The organism is Gordonia sp. NPDC003585 (assembly GCF_040610755.1).
Lineage (GTDB): Bacteria > Actinomycetota > Actinomycetes > Mycobacteriales > Mycobacteriaceae > Gordonia.
Window position 1 is genome coordinate 39,363 of the sequence record NZ_JBEXMX010000017.1, and the last position, 18,996, is coordinate 58,358.

Here is an 18,996-nt window from a genome sequence, read left to right on the forward strand (position 1 = left end):
CTGGTGAGATGACAATGTCGTGTCGCCAGGCCTTCGAGGCTCCTCGCTGCGCTCGTCGCACCTCAGGCAGCGGTGGGGGAGTCTGCGCTCGTCGCACCTCAGGCAGCGGTGGGGGAGTCTGCGCTCGTCGCACCTCAGGCAGCGGTGGGGGAGTCTGCGCTCGTCGCACCTCAGGCAGCGGTGGGGGAGTCTCCGCTCGTCGCACCTCAGGCAGTGGTGGGGGACTCTGTGCTCGCGTCAATGCAGCACCACGGCAAGCGGTGCGTCGAGTCCGACGGCGGCGACGCGGTGCGCCGACGATTCGTTCATCGCGAGCAGTACGGGACGGGTCGCAGTTCGGGCGGCCAACCCACCTCCGGCACTCTGCGTCGCGGGGAGCGCGACCACCGCGCCGCGCGCCAAGACTTCCGCGTCGGGCGACAGCACGTCGACCACGTCGCCCGAACGCAGCAACGCGGTCAGGGCGTCGTCGGCGAGGTGCACCGGGACGAGCCGGGCGTCGTCGGAACCGGTGAGCGCAGAGGGCAGGCGTGGCGTGAGGAGTCGGGCGTCGGTGACGATCTCACCGATGCGGACCGGCCCGGCGATCATGCGTCCGATCCCGGCGTCGGCGCTGGTGAGCGCACCGTCGGGGACCAGCGCCGCAGGAACGCGCACCACCAGCACATCGTCGGCGGTCAGCGGCTGGCCAGGCCGCAGTTCATGGGCCGCTGCCAGCACCGGACGTTCGCCGCTCGTCCGGTGTCCGGCGAAACCGACGCCCACGGCGACCGCGAGCAGCGCTATGGCTGCGGCGCGCCGGATGAGCACGCTGCGCGTCCAGCCTGGCCGCAAGGCGTGCCGGAGCCGGTCGCGCCATCGGGGAGCGAGTCCGGTCCGAGTGGGACGACGCAGAGAAGGCATGCGACGACACTAGGTTCGCGCCGACGCACCGAGGGCCAACCATCCACAGGTGCTGCGAAACCCCCGCTGACCTGTGGATGACCTGCCCGGTTCGAGAATGTCGCCGGCGTCGGGGAGAATGGTCCGCGGTGTGCCGGGAAGTCTGGTCGGCCTCCGGCAGCAGAAAGTGCCGGAGAATGCCACCGACGACCCCAATGGAGGATTCATGTCCGACCAGCAACCCACCGGTTCCGACCTCTCGCCACCAGGCGAGTCGACGTCGGACACCTCGCCGTCGCGCACCGCTCAGCTCAAGCGCTGGGCAGCCCTCGACACCACCAGCGGCGCCTTGCTGCTCACCGCCGCCACGATCGCCGTCGTCTGGGCCAACTCACCCTGGCGGGACAGCTACCAGGATCTCCTCGAGATCGAGTTCGGCCCGGCGGCCCTTCATCTGCACCTGTCGCTGGCCGACTGGATCGCCGACGGCATGCTCGCCATCTTCTTCTTCGTCGTCGGGGTGGAACTCAAACATGAGTTCGTCGCCGGCACCCTGCGCGACTTCAAGCTCGCCGGGGTGCCCATCGTCGCGGCCCTCGGCGGCATGATCGTCCCGGCGGCCTGCTACGTCGCCGTCGTCGGCATCGGCGACCCCGAAGCGCTCGGCGGCTGGGCGATCCCCACAGCCACCGACATCGCGTTCGCGCTCGCCGTCCTCGCCATCTTCGGCCGCGGACTGCCGGTGGCGCTGCGAACGTTCCTGCTCACCCTCGCCGTCGTCGACGACCTGCTCGGCATCACGGTGATCGCCACCTTCTACACCGACACGATCAACCTGCCCGCCCTGCTCGGCGCACTGGTGGCGGTCGCGGTGTTCGCGGTGCTCGTCCGGATGGCCCGACGCTGGTGGCTGCTGCTGTTGCCGGTCGCGCTGACGGCGTGGACGCTGATGCACGCTTCCGGCGTCCACGCGACCATCGCCGGTGTGCTGCTCGGCTTCTCGGTGCCGGCCGTCGCGATCCGCGGCGAACGGATGCCGCGCACGGAACTGTTCGACGAAACCGTCCGGCCCTACTCCGCTGCGCTCGCCCTGCCCGTGTTCGCCTTCGCCGCAGCCGGGGTGACCGTGGTCGGCACGTCGGGCATCATCCAGCCGGTGTCGATCGGCATCATGCTCGGACTCGTCGTCGGCAAGGTGGTCGGCGTCCTGGCATTCACGGCATTGATGGTGCGCTTCACCCCATTACGACTGCCCGACTCCATCGGCCTCCGAGACCTTCTGCCCGTCGGCATGCTGACCGGCGTCGGATTCACCGTCGCCCTGCTGATCGCGGAACTGTCGTTCGAAGTGGGCAGCGACTCGCACGCCGCCGCCGCGAAGGCCGCGATCCTCGCCGGGTCGGTGGTGTCGGCGGCAATCGCCGCCGTCCTGCTGAGGTGGGACGCACGTCAGTTGCGTGATCCCGACATGAACCGTGACGGCATTCCCGACGTCGATCGCGACGTCATCGGCGGCTGATCTAGGCGGCCTCGGGGCCCTGCGCTCCACCGGCTCCCGCTCACCCTTTTCGCTCCCGCTTATTAGATCCAATAAGCGGGAGCGAAAAGGGTGAGCGGGAGTTCTTTCCCAACTTTCAGTGCCACCCGGGTGGCGTTGGGGTCAGGCCGTCAGGCCGAAACCGATTCCTTGCGTTCGTCTTTGGGTTGGTAGCTCTCCCAGAACGACGCGCCGACGATGCCGAGCGCGATCGGATCGAACACGGGATCCTTGCCCTGCTTCTTCTGGCGTTCGTAGTCGCGTAGCGCCTTGAACGCGGGTTGCTGGAGGATCAGGATGCCGACGATGTTGAGCCAGGCCATCAGGCCGACGCCGATGTCGCCGAGCGTCCAGGCTTCGGTAGCCGTCGACACCGCACCGATCGCCACCGACACCAGGATCAGGCCCTGCAGCAGCATGGTGACGTTGGTTCCCACCGTGCTGCGCAGGGGCTGGATGTATACGGTCGACGCCTTGCCGAGCAAGAACCGCAGATTGGTTTCGGCCATGTAGTAGTAGGCGATGATCGTCGTCAAACAGAAGAAGGCCAGTGAAATGGCGACGAACGACGAACCCGCGCCGCTCCAAAGGGTGTCGAAGCCGGCCTGGACGAACGTGGGACCCACCTCGACGCCGTCGTCAAGCAGCCCGCCGTCGGCGATGACGGCGCCGGAATCGGACTCGCCCTCGAACACGCGGTAGGCCCCGGTCGACAGGATGAGGAATCCGGTCGCCGAACAGATGAACAGGGTGTCGACGTACACCGCGAACGCCTGCACGAGTCCCTGCTTGGCGGGGTGCGACACCTCGGCTGCGGCCGCCGCGTGCGGGCCGGTGCCCTGGCCGGCCTCGTTGGAGTAGATGCCGCGCTTGACGCCCCACATGATGGCCGCGCCGATGATCGCACCGAATGCCGAGTCCAACCCGAAGGCGCTGCTGAACACCATGCGCACGACGCCGGGAACCTCCGAGGCGTTCATCGCGACGATGACGATGGCCAGGACGATGTAGACGATCGCCATGAAGGGGACCACGATCGACGCGAACGCCGCGATCCGCTTGACGCCACCGATGATGATGAACGCCAGGACGATCACCATGCCGATCGCAGCCCAGTAGGTCGAGATGCCCCACGCGTCGTTCATCGCCACTGCCATCGAGTTCGACTGCACGCTCGGGAGCAGCAGCCCGCAGGCGAGCACGGTGACCGCGGCGAAGACGAGGCCGTAGACCTTGAAGTACGGCGCCGCCTTGGTGTGCGCCAGTGCGCGGCTGAGGTAGTACGCGGGACCGCCGCGGTATTCGTTGGTCAGGCGGTCGCGGGTCTTGTAGATCTGGCCGAGGGTGCACTCCACGAACGACGTCGACGCCCCGAGGAACGCGACCATCCACATCCAGAACAGCGCACCCGGTCCGCCGAAGGCGATGGCTGTGGCGACGCCCGCGATGTTGCCGGTGCCGACGCGGCCGGCCAGCGACATCGTCAGCGCCTGAAACGACGAGACGCCGTCGGGGGAGCGTTCACCGTGCAGCATCACCCGGATCATCTCCGGGATCTGGCGTACCTGCACAAACCTGGTGCGCAGCGAGAAGAACACCCCCGCTGCCAGGCAGAGGTACACGAGCGGATTGCTCCAGATGTAGCCGTTGACGGTGTCGAGAAAATCGGTCATGGGAACGTGCTCCGGGATCGGGTGCTGGGTCTCATGGCACGGGGCTCCGTTGTCCGCCGCCGACCTTTACCATTCCATGACCAAAGGATGTTCGCGACGCGAACGGGTGGAGAACCGAACAGGTTGCAACGACACTCGGAAAACGAGCGTCATGGCAACCGGAGTTCACTCGCACGGCGCACCGTCGGACCAGCGGCTTAGCACTCGGAATGTTGGAGTGCCAAAATCGGTTACACTTGTCAGCGATTCACTGACTTCCGGAGGTTTCGGTGCCCACTTATTCGTATGCGTGCACGGAGTGCGACAACAAGTTCGACATCGTCCAGTCGTTCTCGGACGACTCGCTGACCGAATGCCCGCAGTGCACCGGACGCCTCCGCAAGCTGTTCAACAGTGTCGGCATCGTCTTCAAGGGCAGCGGCTTCTACCGCACCGACTCCCGTCCCGGCTCGTCCTCCTCGGACAGCTCCTCGAGCGACAGCTCGTCGTCGAGTTCGGAGTCGAGCTCGACGAAGTCCGATTCGAGTTCGAGTAAGTCAGAGAGCAGCAGCTCGTCGAAGTCCGACAGCAGCTCGTCGAGCTCGAGTTCGACCACCAAGGCTGCTGCGCCGGCCTGATCAACCAGGTCTGAAACCCAGCTAGCCCAATGCCCCGAACCCGCCCTCTGGGGTGAGTACCCAGCCGACCGGTACGTCGTACGGTCCGGCGGGTAGGGAGTCGACGAGCTCGTCGTCGTAGATCACCGCGACCACGTCGGCGGTCAGTCCGGTGAGCGTGCGGTCGTAGTAGCCGCCACCACGGCCCAGTCGGACGCCGGACTTGTCGACCGCGAGCGCGGGGACCAGGATCACCGACGCCGCACGGATGGCCTCGGCGCCCAGGCGCGAACCGGTCGGCTCCCACAGCCCCCATCGCCCGCGGGCCAGCGACTGCTGGCCGGTGTAGCGGGCCCAGTCGAGGCGGTCGGGTTCTCCGGGTGGGACCACCGGGATGAGGACTGTGACGCCGCGGTCCAGCAGGGCGTCGAGCATCGCCAACGAGCCGGGCTCCGACCCCACCGGCACGTACGCGGCAACCGTCACGTCGTATTCCAGGCGGAACGGCGCCGCGTAAATCCATTCGGCGAGGTTGGCCGCAGCCTGCTCGCGCGCAAACGGGGACATGCGGGCCCGATGCTCGGTGCCCTCATCCCGTAGTCGTCTCTTCAGAGTCCGCAACCCCGACCATCCCTCGCGCAGATCCCGATGCTTCTCGAACCGGACTGTAGCCGATCGCACACCGCGTCGGACCCGCTACCGCCGGGAATTCACCTGTTCGACGGAGGTGACTTGCATCGTGACGACAGGCTTCTGACAGCGAGCTGTCCTAGGGTGGTGACCATGACGTCCAGCACGCAAACCGACGAGTTCACCGAGTACGAAGCCGTACCGAACACTCCGCCGATCCCACGCACCGCCGTCGTCCCCGCGGCCGGTCTGGGTACCCGATTCCTGCCCGCCACCAAGACGGTGCCCAAGGAATTGCTGCCGGTCGTCGACACCCCCGGCATCGAGCTGGTCGCCGAGGAGGCCAAGGCCGCCGGCGCCGAACGTCTGCTCATCGTCACCTCGCCCGGCAAGGACGGCGTCGTCGCGCACTTTGTCGAAGACCTGGTGCTGGAGAACACGCTGGCCAAGCGGGGCAAGGCCGCGATGCTGGCCAAGGTGCGCAAGGCGCCGTCGCTGCTCGAGGTGGCGTCGGTGGTCCAGGAGAAGCCGCTCGGCCTCGGACACGCCGTCGGATGTGTGGAGAAGTACCTCGACGACGACGAAGACGCCATCGCGGTCCTCCTACCCGACGACCTTGTCCTTCCGGGCGGCGTGCTCGAGGTCATGGCCCGTACACGTCAGCGACGCGGCGGGTCGGTGCTGTGCGCGATCGAGGTACCCGGAGACCGGATCTCCGCGTATGGCGTGTTCGACGTCGAGGAGTTGCCCGACGCGCACAATCCGAATGTCAAACGTCTCAAGGGAATGGTGGAGAAACCGGACCCCAAGGACGCTCCCTCGAACCTCGCGGCCGCCGGACGCTACATCCTCGACCGCAAGATCTTCGACGCCCTGCGCCGCATCGAACCCGGCGCCGGCGGCGAGCTGCAACTCACCGACGCCATCGCACTGCTCATCGCAGAAGGCGAGCCGGTGCACGTCGTCGTGCATCGCGGCACGCGTCACGACCTCGGCAACCCAGGCGGCTACCTCAAGGCGGCCGTCGACTTCGCCCTCGACCGCGAGGATTACGGACCCGACCTGCGGGAGTGGCTGCAGAAGCGGCTCGCAGAGGGCTGAGGACATACCACGACTGGTATAAACTCTGGCTGTGGATCGCGCGGAATTGAGCAGACGAACACGGCAGCGTCCATCGGTTCTGCTCAAGAAGCATCGCGACGAGATCATCGAGCTGGTCGCCGCTCATCGGGGCTCGAACGTCCGGGTATTCGGTAGCGCCGCAAGCGGTATCGACACCATCGACAGCGACCTCGACCTCCTCGTCACCTTTCTTCCGGACACGCACCTGGGTGAGGTGGGCATCTTGATGTCGGAGCTCAGCGACTTGCTCGGTATCAAAGTCGACGTGATCAGCGAAGGTGCACTCACTGATGATCGGTTCTCTCGGCGCGTACTCGCCGACGCTGTGTCGTTGTGAGGCGGTGTCCGCCGGCCACCTCCCGGTGGAATTCCGGAACGCCTATTCCGGCCAGCCGTGGGATCTGGTCATCGGCATAGGCAGCACCAATCAGCTCTACGAAACGTCGTGCGCTCAACAGGATTTGCAGTGCTCGTCCAGAAGTACTGCAGTCGATTGCGAATTGATGCCCTTGAGCGTGTCTAGGATTCAGGGCGACATCGGAACGCTATTTCCCGGAGGACCGAGCGCTGCGACCCGCACCACGTAACAACCCGCTGGGCGGACCGACGGCCGCTGATGCCCGCGACTTGATCGCTTATCTCGACGCCACGATGCCGGGCGACGATCTTTCTGGTGAGGAGCGTGCTGCCGTTGTGCGTTGGCAGGGATTGGATCGCTTCTACGAAAGGGTCCAAGCGATTGAACGCGAAATCGACCCTCCCGCCGACTACGAGGCCGAAGAGGTGCGCGACTTTCTTGAGGTTGTGATTCGGCGCCATCCGATCGGTCGCCGTGCGATGGCGTGGCGCGGTATCCGCGACGCGGGGTCGGCTTTGGGCGTCGCGGGCCATGAAGTCGAACAATTGGTCGACCGAGTAGTGCGTGTAGGCGGTTTCTTGGCCACGTCGCCGTTGCGCTCGATTGCTTCTTCATTCACGGTTCCTCCGCGTGATCCCCTCGTTCTCCGTCTGATCGTGCCGGCCGGCACTGGGGTGTTGTGGGTGCCGCCCGCTGGAGTGCCTGCACTCGCTGAGCAGTATGAGCTGTTGATGAGGTCATCGGCCCTGTATATCCTCGGGGTGAGCAGCGGAGAAGATGGGACTCCCGAGCTGACGGCAGAGTTGCGGAGGTGGGACGATGGCGATCATGAATGAACGAGTGCAGGACGACAGCGTCTTTCTGCACTCTGGGGAGCCGCGCCCAGCGCCTCAGTCATTGGGCGCACTGCTGGCCTGCCTTCGTCTCGACTACGCCGACATTGCCGCCCAGCGGGCTGGGCTGCGGCGTTGGCTCGACGACAACGAGCCGTCGAAACGCTTGATGAGCAGCATCGAGCGGCAGGGATTTGGCGACCTGCTGACCTGACAGTCGGTAGCGGTCCGCGCGCCTGCGTCGTACCCTCCGCTCGAACCGCTACAGTTTTCGCTGTGCTGTATCCGGTGAGAGTGCGGTGAAATGCGTTCGGTCGAGGATCATCTGACCCTGGTGACCGCTGCTGCCGTGGCGCCACGGCCGGTGCGGGTGGCGATCTCGGAGTCGCAGGGTTTGATGTGCGCCGAGGAAGTGGTCACCGAGCTGCCCATGCCCGGGTTCGATCAGGCCGCCATCGACGGCTACGCCGTGCGGGCCGTCGACGTCGGGCTCGCGGGCACCATCGCACCCGAGGACATCGAGGACTTCGACACCGCCGGAGCCGAATTGGTGGACCTCGAGCCGAATGAGCCGATGATCGTGTCGTTGCCGGTGGTCGGGGAGATGGAGCCGGGCACCCGCACGCCGACGAGACTGCAACCGCATCAGGCGGTGCGCGTCGAAACCGGTGCGCCCATGCCCACTCTCGCCGACGCGGTGGTCCCGCTGCGCTGGACCGACGGCGGCGAGCAGAAGGTCAAGATCGGTCACGCCGTCGAGAGCGGCGACTACGTCCGACGCGTCGGCGACGACGTGCAACCCGGTGACGTCGCCGTGCGGTCCGGGTCCATCATCGGTCCCGCCCAGGTGGGACTGCTTGCGGCGGTAGGACAGTCGCGGGTGATGGTGCATCCCCGGCCGCGCCTGTCGGTGATCTCGGTGGGCAGCGAACTAGTCGACATCGACCGCACCCCCGGGCCCGGCCAGATCTACGACGTCAACAGCTACGCGCTCGCCGCCGCCGCGCGCGACGCCGGTGCCGACGTGAATCGCGTCGGCATCGCCGAGCGCGAGGCGTCGCGGATGCGGGAAGTGGTTGAGGCGCAACTCATCCGGTCGGAGATCGTGGTGATCTGCGGCGCGGTGGGCGGCAGCGCGTCGCGCGCCATCGCCGACGCCCTGGCCGACCTCGGTGATCTCGAGATCGTGCGCGTCGCCATGCATCCGGGTTCCGTGCAGGGCTTCGGCCGGCTGGGGCGAGACGAGGTCCCAACGTTCCTGCTGCCCGCCAACCCGGTGAGCGCGCTCGTCACGTTCGAGGTGATGGTTCGACCCCTCATCCGCATCGCCCTCGGCAAACGGCAACCCATGCGCCGCGTCATCAAGGCACGCACCATCGGACCGATCGCGTCGGTCCAGGGTCGTAAGGGCTATCTACGGGGACAGCTTATGCGGGACGAACGGTCGGGGGACTACTTGGTGCAGGTGCTCGGCGCGTCGCCGACCGGGTCGTCGCACCTGCTCGCCGAACTCGCCGAGGCAAACTGCCTGATCATGGTCGATCCCGAGGTCGACGAACTCGGCACCGGCGACGAAGTCGACGTCGCGTTCCTCGCGCAACGCGGCTGAGGTTTGCCTTTCACCGCATAAACTCAACTCTTGTGTTCAGGTGGTTGAGCGGTGAGCAGGCCAGTCCGGGGTGGCCGGCGACCCTCGGTCCGTTGCGTTTGCCCGCGGGAGCGGTGAATTTGCGGCCGGTGAAGCTTCGCGACGGCAAGACGTGGAGCGAACTGCGCATCCGCAACCAGAATTCGTTGCTGCCGTGGGAGCCGACCGGCGTCGGAAGCTGGGCCGACCGTCACCAACCGAGTTCGTGGCCGCCGCTCTTCGCGATCCTGAAATCCGAGGCCAAACGCGGCACCATCCTGCCATTCGTGATCGAACTCGACGGTGTGTACGTGGGGCAGCTGACCGTCGGCAACATTCAGCGGGGCGCGGTACGGACCGCGTGGATCGGCTACTGGATCGACGAGGTGCACGCGGGCAAGGGCATTGCGACCGCGGCTGTCGCCCTCGGCGTCGACCATTGTTTCGGCGTGGTCGGGCTGCACCGGCTCGACGCAACGGTTCAGCCGTCGAACGTTGCGTCGCAAAAAGTCTTGAGCAAGGTCGGTTTCCGTCAGGAAGGGCTGCTCGAGCGGTACATGGACGTCAACAAACGCTGGCGCGACCACCTGCTGTTCGCGTTGACCGTCGAAGAGGTGGCCGGCAGCGCCGCCGAGACGCTGGTGCGGGCGGGTCGGGCGAGCTTCCGCTGATGAGCCCACTGGAGATCGTGGTCCGCGGCAACGCGAGCGGCAGGTATGCGCCGGAGTTGGCGGTCGTGGGTCTTGCGGTGCGCGCCGAGGACAACGACAAGGCGACGGTCCGTTCCGCCGCAGCCGCCGCGCACGCCTCACTCACCGAGGCGCTCGCGTCGTTGGAGGCCGACGGTGCGGTGACGACGTGGTCGAGCGATGCCGTGCGCGTCTACTCCCACCGCCCCTACGATCCGAGCGGTAAACGCCGAGAACTCTTGTACACCACAAGGATCGGGGTCGAGGCGACGTTCGTCGACTTCGAGAAGCTCTCCGAGTTCGTCGATCGATGGATCGGCGCCGACGACGTCGAGGTGAGTCGGGTGTCGTGGGCCGTCACCGAGGAGAACCGGCGAGCGTTCGAGCGAGATCTGCGTCGGCTGGCCGTCGACGACGCCGTCGACAAGGCGCAGGCGTACGCCGACGCGGTGGGACGCGGACCGGTCGTGGCGACGCAACTCGCCGATCCCAACATGCTCGCCGAACCGCGACCGATGCCGATGATGCGCGCGGCCGCACCGATGGGCGACACCGGCCCGAGCATCGAACTGCGACCCGAGGACATCGAGATCGTCGTCGCTGTCGACGCACGGTTCGCTGCGGACTGAGTTGCGCTGGCGGCTTGCCCACCCCGCTGCCTGAGGTGCGAGGAGCGCTAGCCGCCGGGCTGAGGAGCCCCATGCGAGGTACGAGCATGGAGCGTCTCGAAGTCGACGAGCCTCGAAGGCCTGGCGAGCCGACAATGTCCTCTCACCCGGGCTTCGAGGCTCTCGGCTGGCGCCTCGAGCACCTCAGCCAGCGGGGTGGCGCCCTCCGGCAAGGGGGCGGACCATCGAGCGGGGTGGTGACTCAAGGTAAGTTCGACATCACAAATTCGCGATGCGACAGAGACGGGGGACAGATGATGAAGTTGCGTGTGCTTGCGGGGGTCATGGCCATCGGTGCGGGGGTGACGAGTGTCGTGGTGGCGACACCGACAGCCGACGCCGCGCCTGCGCCGTCGGTTCGGGTCTGCGCGTCGTGGTTCGACGGTCGGCCCTACCACGGCGGCGTGACGCTGGTGAATCGCAACTGGTGGGAGATCGGCCGTACCCAGGGGACAACCGGCAACGGCTGCACCGTTTTCCGGAACGTACGGCCGCTCACCACCTACCGGGTGCTGGTGAACACCGAGATCAAGCCCTGCAGTCAGGCGTTGCGGCCCGACGGCAGTTGGTACAAGACCGGCACCAAACGCGACGCGGTCGGTTCGTCGCGGTGGCAGACCACACCACGACACGGGCAGGTCGACCTCGGACGATTCCGGGTCAACATCTCAGAGCAACTCTGTCAGTGAGGTAGCGCGGTTTCATGGCGGTCTTGCTGAGAGGCCGCTATGAAACCGGCCGACTTTGCTCTCCCTCGGCGCGTCTGCGCAGGACCCGCGGTGATCGGCAATAGATTGTCGAGTGAATCCGTGTGACCAGAGTGAAAGAAAGGGAGAGTCACCATGCCCAACTCTGTACTGTGGGTCTGCCTCGTCGCGGTCTGGCTCTTCGTGCTGGTCCCGATGGTGATCAAGGGCCGGCCGCAGATGCTCAAGTCCACCGACATCGCCCGCGCCACCCGACTCCTGCATCGCGGCGGAACCAAGACCGCGACGCCGCGTCGACGTGCCGTCGGGCGCCATCCCGACAACCCGTCATGGTCGCGCAAGACCAAGGAAGAACGACTCAAGGCGAAGCTCGGCGACGCCGCCGAATCCGACGCCGCCGAATCCGACGAGGTCGATTCTGACGCCGCTGATTCGGACGACGAGAAGGTCGAGTCGACGACGGTGCAGCGGGCCTCCGCCGAGGCTGTCGAAGCACCGGTGGTCGACGACGCCGATCTCGACGAGGATTTGGAGGCCGATGAGCCGGCCGACGCCGAGGCTGGGGCCGAGGACGCTGAAGACGCCGAGTACGAGGACGAGTACGACGAGGACGCCGAGTACGAGGACGACGCCGACTACGAAGATGCCGAGTACGACGAGGATTACGACGACGAAGACGACTACGAGGCAGAGTCCGAGTACGAGTCCGAAGACGACGACCTCGACGAGGACGAGTACGACGGCTACTCGCGGTCGGCACACGAGGACGACGATGTCCGTGCCGACGATGCCGAGGATGCGACCGAATCCGAGACCGCGCAGCGCCCAGAAGCCGGTCGGGGAAGCCGCGTGCGTGGATCCACCCGCAGCAGTGCGTATTCCATCGAAGACAAGGGTCGCGACCTGCGCTACCGCGAACGGCAGCGCGTCACCATCGGCCTCCTGATCCTGGTGCTCGCGGCAGTCGCCGGCGGGTTCGCCTTCGGGTTGGCGGGCTGGGTCGCAACCGGCGTGACCGCGACACTGCTTCTCGGCTATCTCTTCTACCTACGACGCGCCACCAAGACTGAGCAGAAGATCCGGGCTCAGCGCGCCACACGGGCTCAGCGGGTGCGCCGTCAGGACGCCGAGCGGCGTCGTCGTATGGAGCAGACCCCCGAATTCGCTGCTGCGCCACCGCCTCCCCGGTTGCGCCGCCCCGGCGGTGCCGTGGTGCTCGAGATCGACGACGAGGACCCGGTGTTCGAGCATCTGCCGCCGTTCCAGCGTCGCCGCGTGATGCGCGAAGAGCCGGAGTATCGTCGCGTCGGCTGAGTGAGCGAGGGCATTTCGCCAATCCGCCGACAATTCGGTCCCCATCGACTTGACTGGTTTGTGCACGACCGCTGCCAGTCCAGCGATGGAGGCTCAGGATCATGCCGAAGCCAAAGCCGGTGCGCGTCAAGCACGTAGTGGCGACGTTGTTCGCCGGGGCGTGTGTGACAGCCGCAGCCCTTCCCGCCCTGGTTGGCGGTGCCCATGTGTCTGTCGAGCCGCCACCGGGCAGGTCGGCTTCGTCGGCCCCGCGCCGATCGTGGTGGTGTCCAAGAAGGTCGTCGTGCCGCGCTGGGCCGTACCGGCCGCCCCGGTTGGTCGCGAAACCACCTTGAACACAACGATTTCGACCGTGCCAACCTTCGACGACGGCGCGCGCACCTACGCGCGGTCCTCGACAACCCGATCCAGATTTGTCGACGGTCGATGGTGGTCGGTCACGGCCGCGACGGTCGGCATGCTCTCGAGTGACGGCGGATGGAAGTCGGTGAGCGCCACGACCGCCCGGTCGGCGACGGTCGACGATCAGGTGCTGTCGATCACCACGACCGTCGCCACTCCGGTCGCCGGAGATGCAGAATCCCTTTCCGTCACCACCACCACCGCTCGGCCCATGTTCGGTGACGGTGGCTGGTTGTACGGCAACGGTCGGGACGCCCTGGTCGTCAACCCTGACTGCACGAGCAACTGCGTCGGCGAGGACGGCGGACTGCTCGGCGGTGACGGCGGTGACGGTGCCTTCGGCGGTGCGGGTGGCAGTGCCTGGCTGTTCGGCAATGGAGGACGCGGCGGGGACGGTCTGAACGCGGTGTACGACAGCACCGGACGGTGGTGACGGCGACCAATGGTGGCGTGGGCGGCGACGGCGGACTGCTGAGCGGAAGCGGCGGCGACGGCGGCTGTGACATGCAAACGTCCGGGGTACTCGACGCCATCGCCGGAGACGGCGCCATCGGCGGTGCCAGCGGATTGTTTGGTGGCAACTCGGGCCGCGGAGGCGACGGCGGCGATGCGTACGCGGCCTACGGTGACGCCTTTGCGGGTGACGGTGCCGACGCCGGTTCGCGCATCTCGGATCTCAACTTCTTCGGTGACAGCGGTGGCGGCGGCAACGGCGGCGACGCCACAGCGGTCAATGGCAACGCGACCGGCGGAAATGGCGGAAATGGCGGCGACGCCAAGGGCGGTCACACCACGACCGGCGGCAAGGGTGGCAACGGCGCTTACGGCGGCTTCATCGGCAATGGGAACGGCGGCAACGGAGGGAACGGTGGCAACGCCGACTCCGCCGACACGAAGACCGGAACGGCGAACGGCGGAAACGGCGGAAACGGTGATGATGGTGGCGTGGTGGCCGGCAATGGTGGTGACGGCGGGAACGGCGGAAATGCCAACGGCGGCAACAAGAACAACCCCGGAAACGGCGGCGACGGAGGGAACGGCGGCGTCGGGGGCAACGGTAACGACGGTGACGGTGGTGACGACAGCGGGAGCTGACGAGTGAGGTGCTCCTGCGTCGATCACCAGCAACGCTCGTGTAGCACCGAATCAGCGCTACGCTGATGCATGGCGAATCTGACGATCATAGTCGACGACGAGACGCTGAAGCGAGCCCGGATTCGCGCCATCGAACGTGGTGAATCGGTGAATCAGTATCTGGCGCAACGTCTTGTCGAGTATGCCGACGCGGACACCGCACGTTCGCGTCGGCAACGGGCGGCCGCCGACTTTGTCGATTTGTCCCGCGAGTTGAGTGGCAGCTCCGAAGGTGCCGGCTGGACACGTGAAGAGCTGTACGACGAGCCGCGCAAGGCGCAGCGGTGACCGTCTTTCTCGACACCAACCTCCTCGCGTATCAGTTCGACGACAGTCTCCCGGGTAAGCAGTCCCGTGCCCGCGAGGTGTTCGCCGCACATGCCGCTGACGCGGTGATCAGCACACAGGTGCGTGTCGAATTGCACTCGGTGCTGATCCGCAAACTCGGTCGGTCGCGGTCTGAGGCTGCCAGAGTTCTCGACTCGTTGCCGCTTGACGTCATCCCCGCGGATGCCGAACTTGTTCGGGTGGCTGCGCACACCGCCGCACGACACGAGCTGTCGATCTTCGACGCGATGATCCTGGAAGCGGCTGTCCGCGGTGGGTGCGACGAACTCTGGACCGAGGACCTGGCGGACGGCGGCACTCTGCGGGGAGTGCGTGTCGTCAATCCGCTGAGCTGACGTGCGTTTGCCCAACTCGAATCTGTCGGGGCCTTCCGACAACTAGAATCGCTGTACCGAGCATCCTCCAGTGCCTCATTGGGGAGGACACGATGCAGACGACGACTCGTCGGCCTTGGACGCTCATCTGCGCTGCCCTGTTGATGGCGGCGGTCGTCGGAATCTCGATCATCTGTGCTCCGGCGGCGACCGCCGAACCCCGACAACCCACACTGCCGTTCGGCACGCCCTGGTACACGGTCTGGGTCAACAAGCCGAACGCCCAACCCGGGTATGTCTTTCTACACCACCGGAATGGCGGTCGCGCTTCCGATCCAGCTCGACCTCTCGCTGTTCCCACAGACCCGACCGGCCAACATCATCGCCGACAAGTCCGGGCGTGAAGTGTTCCGCTACACCCCGCCGAGCGGTCAGCTGGTCGCCGACTTCCGCGCCCAGACGTACCGGGGCCGCAAGGTGCTCACCTGGTGGCAGGGCGACGGAACCAACGGCATCGGCTCGGGCGTGCACTACATGGCCGACACCCGCGGCCGCATCATCAAAAGGGTCACAGCGGGTGCCGGATTGACGTCGGACCTGCACGAGTTCCAGCTCACCCCGGACGGCCGGGTGCTGATCATCTCGTACGTGCCGGTCCCTGCCGACCTCACCCCGGTTGGCGGGCCACGCAACGGCACACTGTTCGACTGCGTCGCCTCGGTCATCGACGTCGCGTCCGGACGAGCACTGACGCGCTGGTCGACGCGGGCCCACGTCCCCTTCACCGAATCGACGATGCCCCTCGCGGCGGGTAGTTCCACCTACGACGCCTACCACATGAACTCGGTCTCGCTCGATCCGTCCGGAAACCTGCTGATGTCGTTCCGGAACATCAATGCCGACATCCGCACCGGCAGGGTGAATTGGCAACCGGGCGGCAAACATCCGACCCTCGCCATGGGTCCGGGAACCTCGATCGCCGGGCAGCACGACGCCCAGTTCGCCGACGCCAACACGGTCCGCGTGTTCAACAACAAACGAGGACGGCAACAATCAGCTCGGCTATTCGAGCATCAAGTGGATCCGGATCGATCCCGCTCGCCGCACGGCCCGATTAGTAGGCGCCACAACGCACCCCGCCGGTCTTGCCAGTTTGGCGATGGGCAATGCGCACGGCCTGTCCAACGGCGGCGTCTTCGGTGGCTGGGGCTCGTCACCACACATCTCGGAGTTCTCCCGCTCGGGCGAACTCGTCTACGACGCCACGCTGCCGGTCGGGACGTATCGCGCGTATCTTGGCGCCTGGCCGTGAGTTTCGGTGGCAACGAGGCTCTGCGCCTGGGTTCGGGGCGTCAGCAAACGTCCACCCGGCACCGAATCCCGGGTGCGCGTGACAGTTTCGCGTCTCGAGTAAGCAGTGAGGCTCCAAGATGCTCGGCGAGACCATTGGGATCCAGCCACAGCGACACCAGGACCGAAGCGTCCACCACGAGAGTCGTCAACTGCGGTCGGTGTCCAGGTCCTCGAGAATGTCGTCGACGGTGGTCGCCGGATTGGCGCTCGCCGAGGCGCGAGCATCAGCGAGCCAGTCCTCCAAGGTGGGCTGGGCGGCAAGGCGCTCGAGTTCGGCGATCAGGTACTCCTGCAGAGACCGCCCTGACCGTGCCGCGCGATCGGCGAGCACATCCCGCGTGTGGTTCGGAACGTGGCGAATCGTGATCGACACAGGCATGCATGCATTTTAGCGGCACCTTCGGTGGTCCTTCGTGATGATGCCGCCGTGCGCATATCGTGGGTCGGACGTAGGCAAAGCAGTGGAGCTGTGTTGGCGGCGGCAAAGCACGTTCCGCGTTTCGACGAATGGGCGAGGATGAGCGACGACACACAGCGACGGCGCATCGGCCGCAACGACGCACCCGTCGAAGAAGAACTCGAACGCAGTTTTGAGGCCGTGGTCACCGAGGGTGCCGAACGCCTGCATCGCACAACGCGCGCCGTCATCATCACCGGACTCTTCGGCGGGATCGAGGTATCGGTCGGCATCATGGCGATGCTTGCCGTGCTCCACGAGACCGGAAATCACCTTCTCGCCGGCGTGGCCTTCTCCATCGGACTCATCGCCATCTACCTCGCGCACAGCGAATTGTTCACCGAGGACTTCCTGATGCCGATCGCCGCAGTCGTCGCGCGGGACGGCAGGCTTCGTCACCTGGCCAAGCTGTGGGTCGGCACGCTCGCGGCCAACCTGGTCGGCGGCGCGATCATGATGTGGATCGTGACCCGCGCGTTTCCCGAGTGGAGTTCGACGCTGGCCGAATCGGCCGAACACTTTGTCAACGCCCCCCTCAATCTGCAATCCATCTGCCTGGCGGTGCTCGGCGGGAGCACGATGACCCTGCTGACCCGGATGCAACAGGGCACCGATTCGCCAGTCGCGCGGATCATTGCGTGTGTAGGTGCGGCCTTTCTACTTGCCGGCCTCCAACTGTTCCACTCGGTACTCGACTCGCTGCTCATCTTTGGCGGCATCTTCTCCGGAGCCGACGTCAGCTATGTCGATTGGCTCGGATTCGTCTGGTACGCAGTGCTGTTCAACATCGTCGGCGGAGTCGTCATCGTGACATCGCTGCGGCTCTTACGGACGAAGGAACTGGTCGAAGAAGAGCGCAAGGACGGCAGTAACTACAGCGACGGGTGAGATCGATCGTGGTCACCCAGGTCAACATCGCGCTCAGCGATCTGTTCAAGCGCCGCCAACGTGGTCAACGTGTTCGACAACAAAGAGCATGGCAACAATCAGCTCGGGGGTACCGCGCGTGTCTTGGCGACTGGCTGTGAGATTCGTTCGCCTACCATGTGATCTTCCTCGGTCGAAACCCTTGGCCCGCTCGACGGTATGTCCGGAGATGGTGACTGACCTGCTGTGTCGCCAGGTTGATTGACACCTATAGTCGGATGTCATGGACCTACAGGCGTCGCCACCCTGGTCGGGCAAGAAGCTCGCGCAGTTGGGTGCGGCGCTTGTCGCTGTGTGCCTGCACCGCCAGATTGTCCGACCTACGCACAGGTGATGGAGTGGAACCTTGACCTGTGCGCCGAAGTGGCGGCAACCATCCTTGCCTCTGAGTGGTCGAGCTACACAGGAGAATTCGATGTTGCAGCCCGTGCGAAGACGATTGACACCCTGCGAGACAAGCTGATTCGCGAGTCGCACCTCCGTCTGAACCAGGTTCAGGATCTCGCGGGCGTTCGCGTCGACCTTGACTGCACGCTGATGAGCAAACGGCGTTTGCTGACGAGGTTGCATCGCGCTTCGGCGCGGCATCGGACGCAATCAAGGACATACGGCTAGCTCCACACAGTGGCTACCGCGCAGTCCACATCTGGTTGAGATTGCCCGCGGGGCGGGTCGAGGTGCAGATTCGTACACGCGCGCAGAGTGCGTGGGCAAACACCTACGAACGGATCGGCGATCTTGCGGGTCGGCACATTCGGTACGGCGAACCGCACGAGGTTCCAGAGGTTCAGAGCCTTGTGGACCGGATGCATGCCATGTCTGCGTTCCTTGCCAAGATGGAGGACGAGTACCAGAACGCGCGTCAGGCAAAAGAGCGGTTGCGTCGTTTGCAGGAACGCATCGAGGAACGAGGCGGGGTCGACGGCTTTCTCGACGGCCAACGCTTTGACGAGGAAGACCGAGCGCATGTGCGTGAAGTCATCGCCGAGCTACCGGAGCGGCAAGCGGAGCTGCACCAGATGGAGCGCGACTATCGTGCGATGATGAATAGCCAGCTGGCGGTACTAGAGGACATTGAGCAAGTCCTCACAACGGGTCGTACGACTCCCCAACCTGGTAGAACGGTAGATGAAGGTGGGTGAAACATGCCGGGGTTTGTGATCGAGTTCAACAGGAAAACTCGTGCGCGCCGGGTGCGGGAGTTCGAGACCGCTCGCGAGGCGATGGATTATCGGTTGGAGCTTGAACGTGACCGAGCCGACGGCGACGTCGAGATCGCGGCATTGACCAGTCGCTCGCTCGAAAGCTTGGAACGTACGCACTCGCGCTATTTCACCGGTGAAGACCTGGACGAACAGGCGACGTGTGTATAAGACGCGCACTGAATGAGGGAGGGCCCCTGGCTCAGTGAGCCTGGGGCCTTCT

23 protein-coding genes and 1 pseudogene are annotated in these 18,996 nt (G+C 65.7%); 20 read left to right on the forward strand and 4 right to left on the reverse strand.

What is annotated here, in order from left to right:
• Positions 1-237 precede the first annotated feature (237 nt).
• The gene (locus ABZW74_RS06665) at positions 238-903 is read right to left on the reverse strand and encodes an SAF domain-containing protein (protein WP_240856394.1); all 666 of its coding nucleotides are present in this window, start codon (positions 901-903) and stop codon (positions 238-240) included.
• Between the two features lie 205 nt (positions 904-1,108).
• On the opposite strand from ABZW74_RS06665, the gene nhaA reads away from it, so the two are divergent.
• Positions 1,109-2,401: a Na+/H+ antiporter NhaA gene (nhaA, locus tag ABZW74_RS06670; protein ID WP_355275111.1), complete on the forward strand. Its 1,293-nt coding sequence runs from the start codon at positions 1,109-1,111 to the stop codon at positions 2,399-2,401.
• Between the two features lie 149 nt (positions 2,402-2,550).
• Here the strand turns inward: nhaA and ABZW74_RS06675 are convergent, their stop codons facing one another.
• Positions 2,551-4,092, reverse strand: coding sequence for an alanine/glycine:cation symporter family protein (locus ABZW74_RS06675; protein WP_355275113.1), 1,542 nt, complete (start codon positions 4,090-4,092; stop codon positions 2,551-2,553).
• 269 nt (positions 4,093-4,361) lie between these two features.
• On the opposite strand from ABZW74_RS06675, the gene ABZW74_RS06680 reads away from it, so the two are divergent.
• On the forward strand, positions 4,362-4,709 hold the full coding sequence (locus ABZW74_RS06680; RefSeq protein WP_355275115.1) for an FmdB family zinc ribbon protein: 348 nt from the start codon (positions 4,362-4,364) through the stop codon (positions 4,707-4,709).
• A gap of 21 nt (positions 4,710-4,730) precedes the next feature.
• On the opposite strand, the gene ABZW74_RS06685 is transcribed toward ABZW74_RS06680, so the two are convergent.
• Entirely contained in the window at positions 4,731-5,309 is a 579-nt protein-coding gene (locus ABZW74_RS06685; RefSeq protein ID WP_355275117.1) for a 5-formyltetrahydrofolate cyclo-ligase, read from the reverse strand.
• A 162-nt stretch (positions 5,310-5,471) separates the two neighbouring features.
• On the opposite strand from ABZW74_RS06685, the gene ABZW74_RS06690 reads away from it, so the two are divergent.
• The 15 genes and pseudogenes from ABZW74_RS06690 to ABZW74_RS06760 all read left to right on the forward strand — a co-directional run bounded on the left by ABZW74_RS06690 (position 5,472) and on the right by ABZW74_RS06760 (position 16,146).
• The gene (locus tag ABZW74_RS06690; RefSeq protein ID WP_240856399.1) at positions 5,472-6,419 is read left to right on the forward strand and encodes a UTP--glucose-1-phosphate uridylyltransferase; all 948 of its coding nucleotides are present in this window, start codon (positions 5,472-5,474) and stop codon (positions 6,417-6,419) included.
• A gap of 31 nt (positions 6,420-6,450) precedes the next feature.
• On the forward strand, positions 6,451-6,777 hold the full coding sequence (locus tag ABZW74_RS06695; RefSeq protein WP_240856400.1) for a nucleotidyltransferase domain-containing protein: 327 nt from the start codon (positions 6,451-6,453) through the stop codon (positions 6,775-6,777).
• Between the two features lie 290 nt (positions 6,778-7,067).
• Positions 7,068-7,634: a hypothetical protein gene (locus ABZW74_RS06700; RefSeq protein ID WP_240856401.1), complete on the forward strand. Its 567-nt coding sequence runs from the start codon at positions 7,068-7,070 to the stop codon at positions 7,632-7,634.
• Positions 7,618-7,845 (forward strand): hypothetical protein, encoded by a 228-nt coding sequence (locus ABZW74_RS06705; protein WP_240856402.1) that lies wholly within the window; start codon positions 7,618-7,620, stop codon positions 7,843-7,845. The genes ABZW74_RS06700 and ABZW74_RS06705 overlap by 17 nt, the downstream gene beginning before the upstream one ends.
• Positions 7,846-7,935: 90 nt before the next feature.
• Positions 7,936-9,240, forward strand: coding sequence for a gephyrin-like molybdotransferase Glp (gene glp, locus ABZW74_RS06710; RefSeq protein WP_240856403.1), 1,305 nt, complete (start codon positions 7,936-7,938; stop codon positions 9,238-9,240).
• A gap of 32 nt (positions 9,241-9,272) precedes the next feature.
• Positions 9,273-9,929 carry a GNAT family protein gene (locus tag ABZW74_RS06715; protein ID WP_240856404.1) on the forward strand — a complete coding sequence of 219 codons (657 nt, stop codon included), beginning with the start codon at positions 9,273-9,275 and terminating at the stop codon, positions 9,927-9,929.
• The gene (locus ABZW74_RS06720) at positions 9,929-10,576 is read left to right on the forward strand and encodes an SIMPL domain-containing protein (RefSeq protein WP_355275120.1); all 648 of its coding nucleotides are present in this window, start codon (positions 9,929-9,931) and stop codon (positions 10,574-10,576) included. Before ABZW74_RS06715 ends, ABZW74_RS06720 begins: the two co-directional genes overlap by 1 nt.
• 293 nt (positions 10,577-10,869) lie before the next feature.
• Complete coding sequence (locus ABZW74_RS06725; RefSeq protein ID WP_355275122.1) at positions 10,870-11,304, forward strand: hypothetical protein; 435 nt, start codon at positions 10,870-10,872, stop codon at positions 11,302-11,304.
• A 153-nt stretch (positions 11,305-11,457) separates the two neighbouring features.
• Positions 11,458-12,636, forward strand: coding sequence for a gephyrin-like molybdotransferase receptor GlpR (glpR, locus tag ABZW74_RS06730; protein ID WP_355275124.1), 1,179 nt, complete (start codon positions 11,458-11,460; stop codon positions 12,634-12,636).
• A 352-nt stretch (positions 12,637-12,988) separates the two neighbouring features.
• Complete coding sequence (locus tag ABZW74_RS06735; protein WP_355275126.1) at positions 12,989-13,471, forward strand: hypothetical protein; 483 nt, start codon at positions 12,989-12,991, stop codon at positions 13,469-13,471.
• Positions 13,468-14,133, forward strand: a complete 666-nt coding sequence (locus tag ABZW74_RS06740; protein WP_355275128.1) for a hypothetical protein — start codon at positions 13,468-13,470, stop codon at positions 14,131-14,133. The genes ABZW74_RS06735 and ABZW74_RS06740 overlap by 4 nt, the downstream gene beginning before the upstream one ends.
• A gap of 69 nt (positions 14,134-14,202) precedes the next feature.
• The gene (locus tag ABZW74_RS06745; RefSeq protein ID WP_355275130.1) at positions 14,203-14,460 is read left to right on the forward strand and encodes a hypothetical protein; all 258 of its coding nucleotides are present in this window, start codon (positions 14,203-14,205) and stop codon (positions 14,458-14,460) included.
• Positions 14,457-14,855, forward strand: a complete 399-nt coding sequence (locus ABZW74_RS06750; RefSeq protein WP_240856409.1) for a PIN domain-containing protein — start codon at positions 14,457-14,459, stop codon at positions 14,853-14,855. Before ABZW74_RS06745 ends, ABZW74_RS06750 begins: the two co-directional genes overlap by 4 nt.
• Positions 14,856-15,149: 294 nt before the next feature.
• Positions 15,150-15,839: pseudogene (locus ABZW74_RS06755) on the forward strand (arylsulfotransferase family protein); the annotation flags it as partial.
• Between the two features lie 154 nt (positions 15,840-15,993).
• A complete protein-coding gene (locus tag ABZW74_RS06760) occupies positions 15,994-16,146 on the forward strand; it encodes a hypothetical protein (protein ID WP_355275154.1) in 153 nt (50 codons plus the stop codon).
• A gap of 186 nt (positions 16,147-16,332) precedes the next feature.
• Here the strand turns inward: ABZW74_RS06760 and ABZW74_RS06765 are convergent, their stop codons facing one another.
• On the reverse strand, positions 16,333-16,566 hold the full coding sequence (locus ABZW74_RS06765) for a hypothetical protein (protein ID WP_355275156.1): 234 nt from the start codon (positions 16,564-16,566) through the stop codon (positions 16,333-16,335).
• A gap of 138 nt (positions 16,567-16,704) precedes the next feature.
• Between ABZW74_RS06765 and ABZW74_RS06770 the strand changes: the two genes are divergently transcribed.
• The 3 genes from ABZW74_RS06770 (at position 16,705) to ABZW74_RS06780 (ending at position 18,944) form a co-directional block, all read left to right on the forward strand.
• Entirely contained in the window at positions 16,705-17,532 is an 828-nt protein-coding gene (locus ABZW74_RS06770; RefSeq protein WP_355275133.1) for a formate/nitrite transporter family protein, read from the forward strand.
• Positions 17,533-18,248: 716 nt separating this feature from the next.
• Entirely contained in the window at positions 18,249-18,713 is a 465-nt protein-coding gene (locus tag ABZW74_RS06775; protein ID WP_355275135.1) for a hypothetical protein, read from the forward strand.
• 3 nt (positions 18,714-18,716) lie between these two features.
• The gene (locus ABZW74_RS06780) at positions 18,717-18,944 is read left to right on the forward strand and encodes a hypothetical protein (protein WP_355275137.1); all 228 of its coding nucleotides are present in this window, start codon (positions 18,717-18,719) and stop codon (positions 18,942-18,944) included.
• The last annotated feature ends 52 nt before the right edge of the window (positions 18,945-18,996 follow it).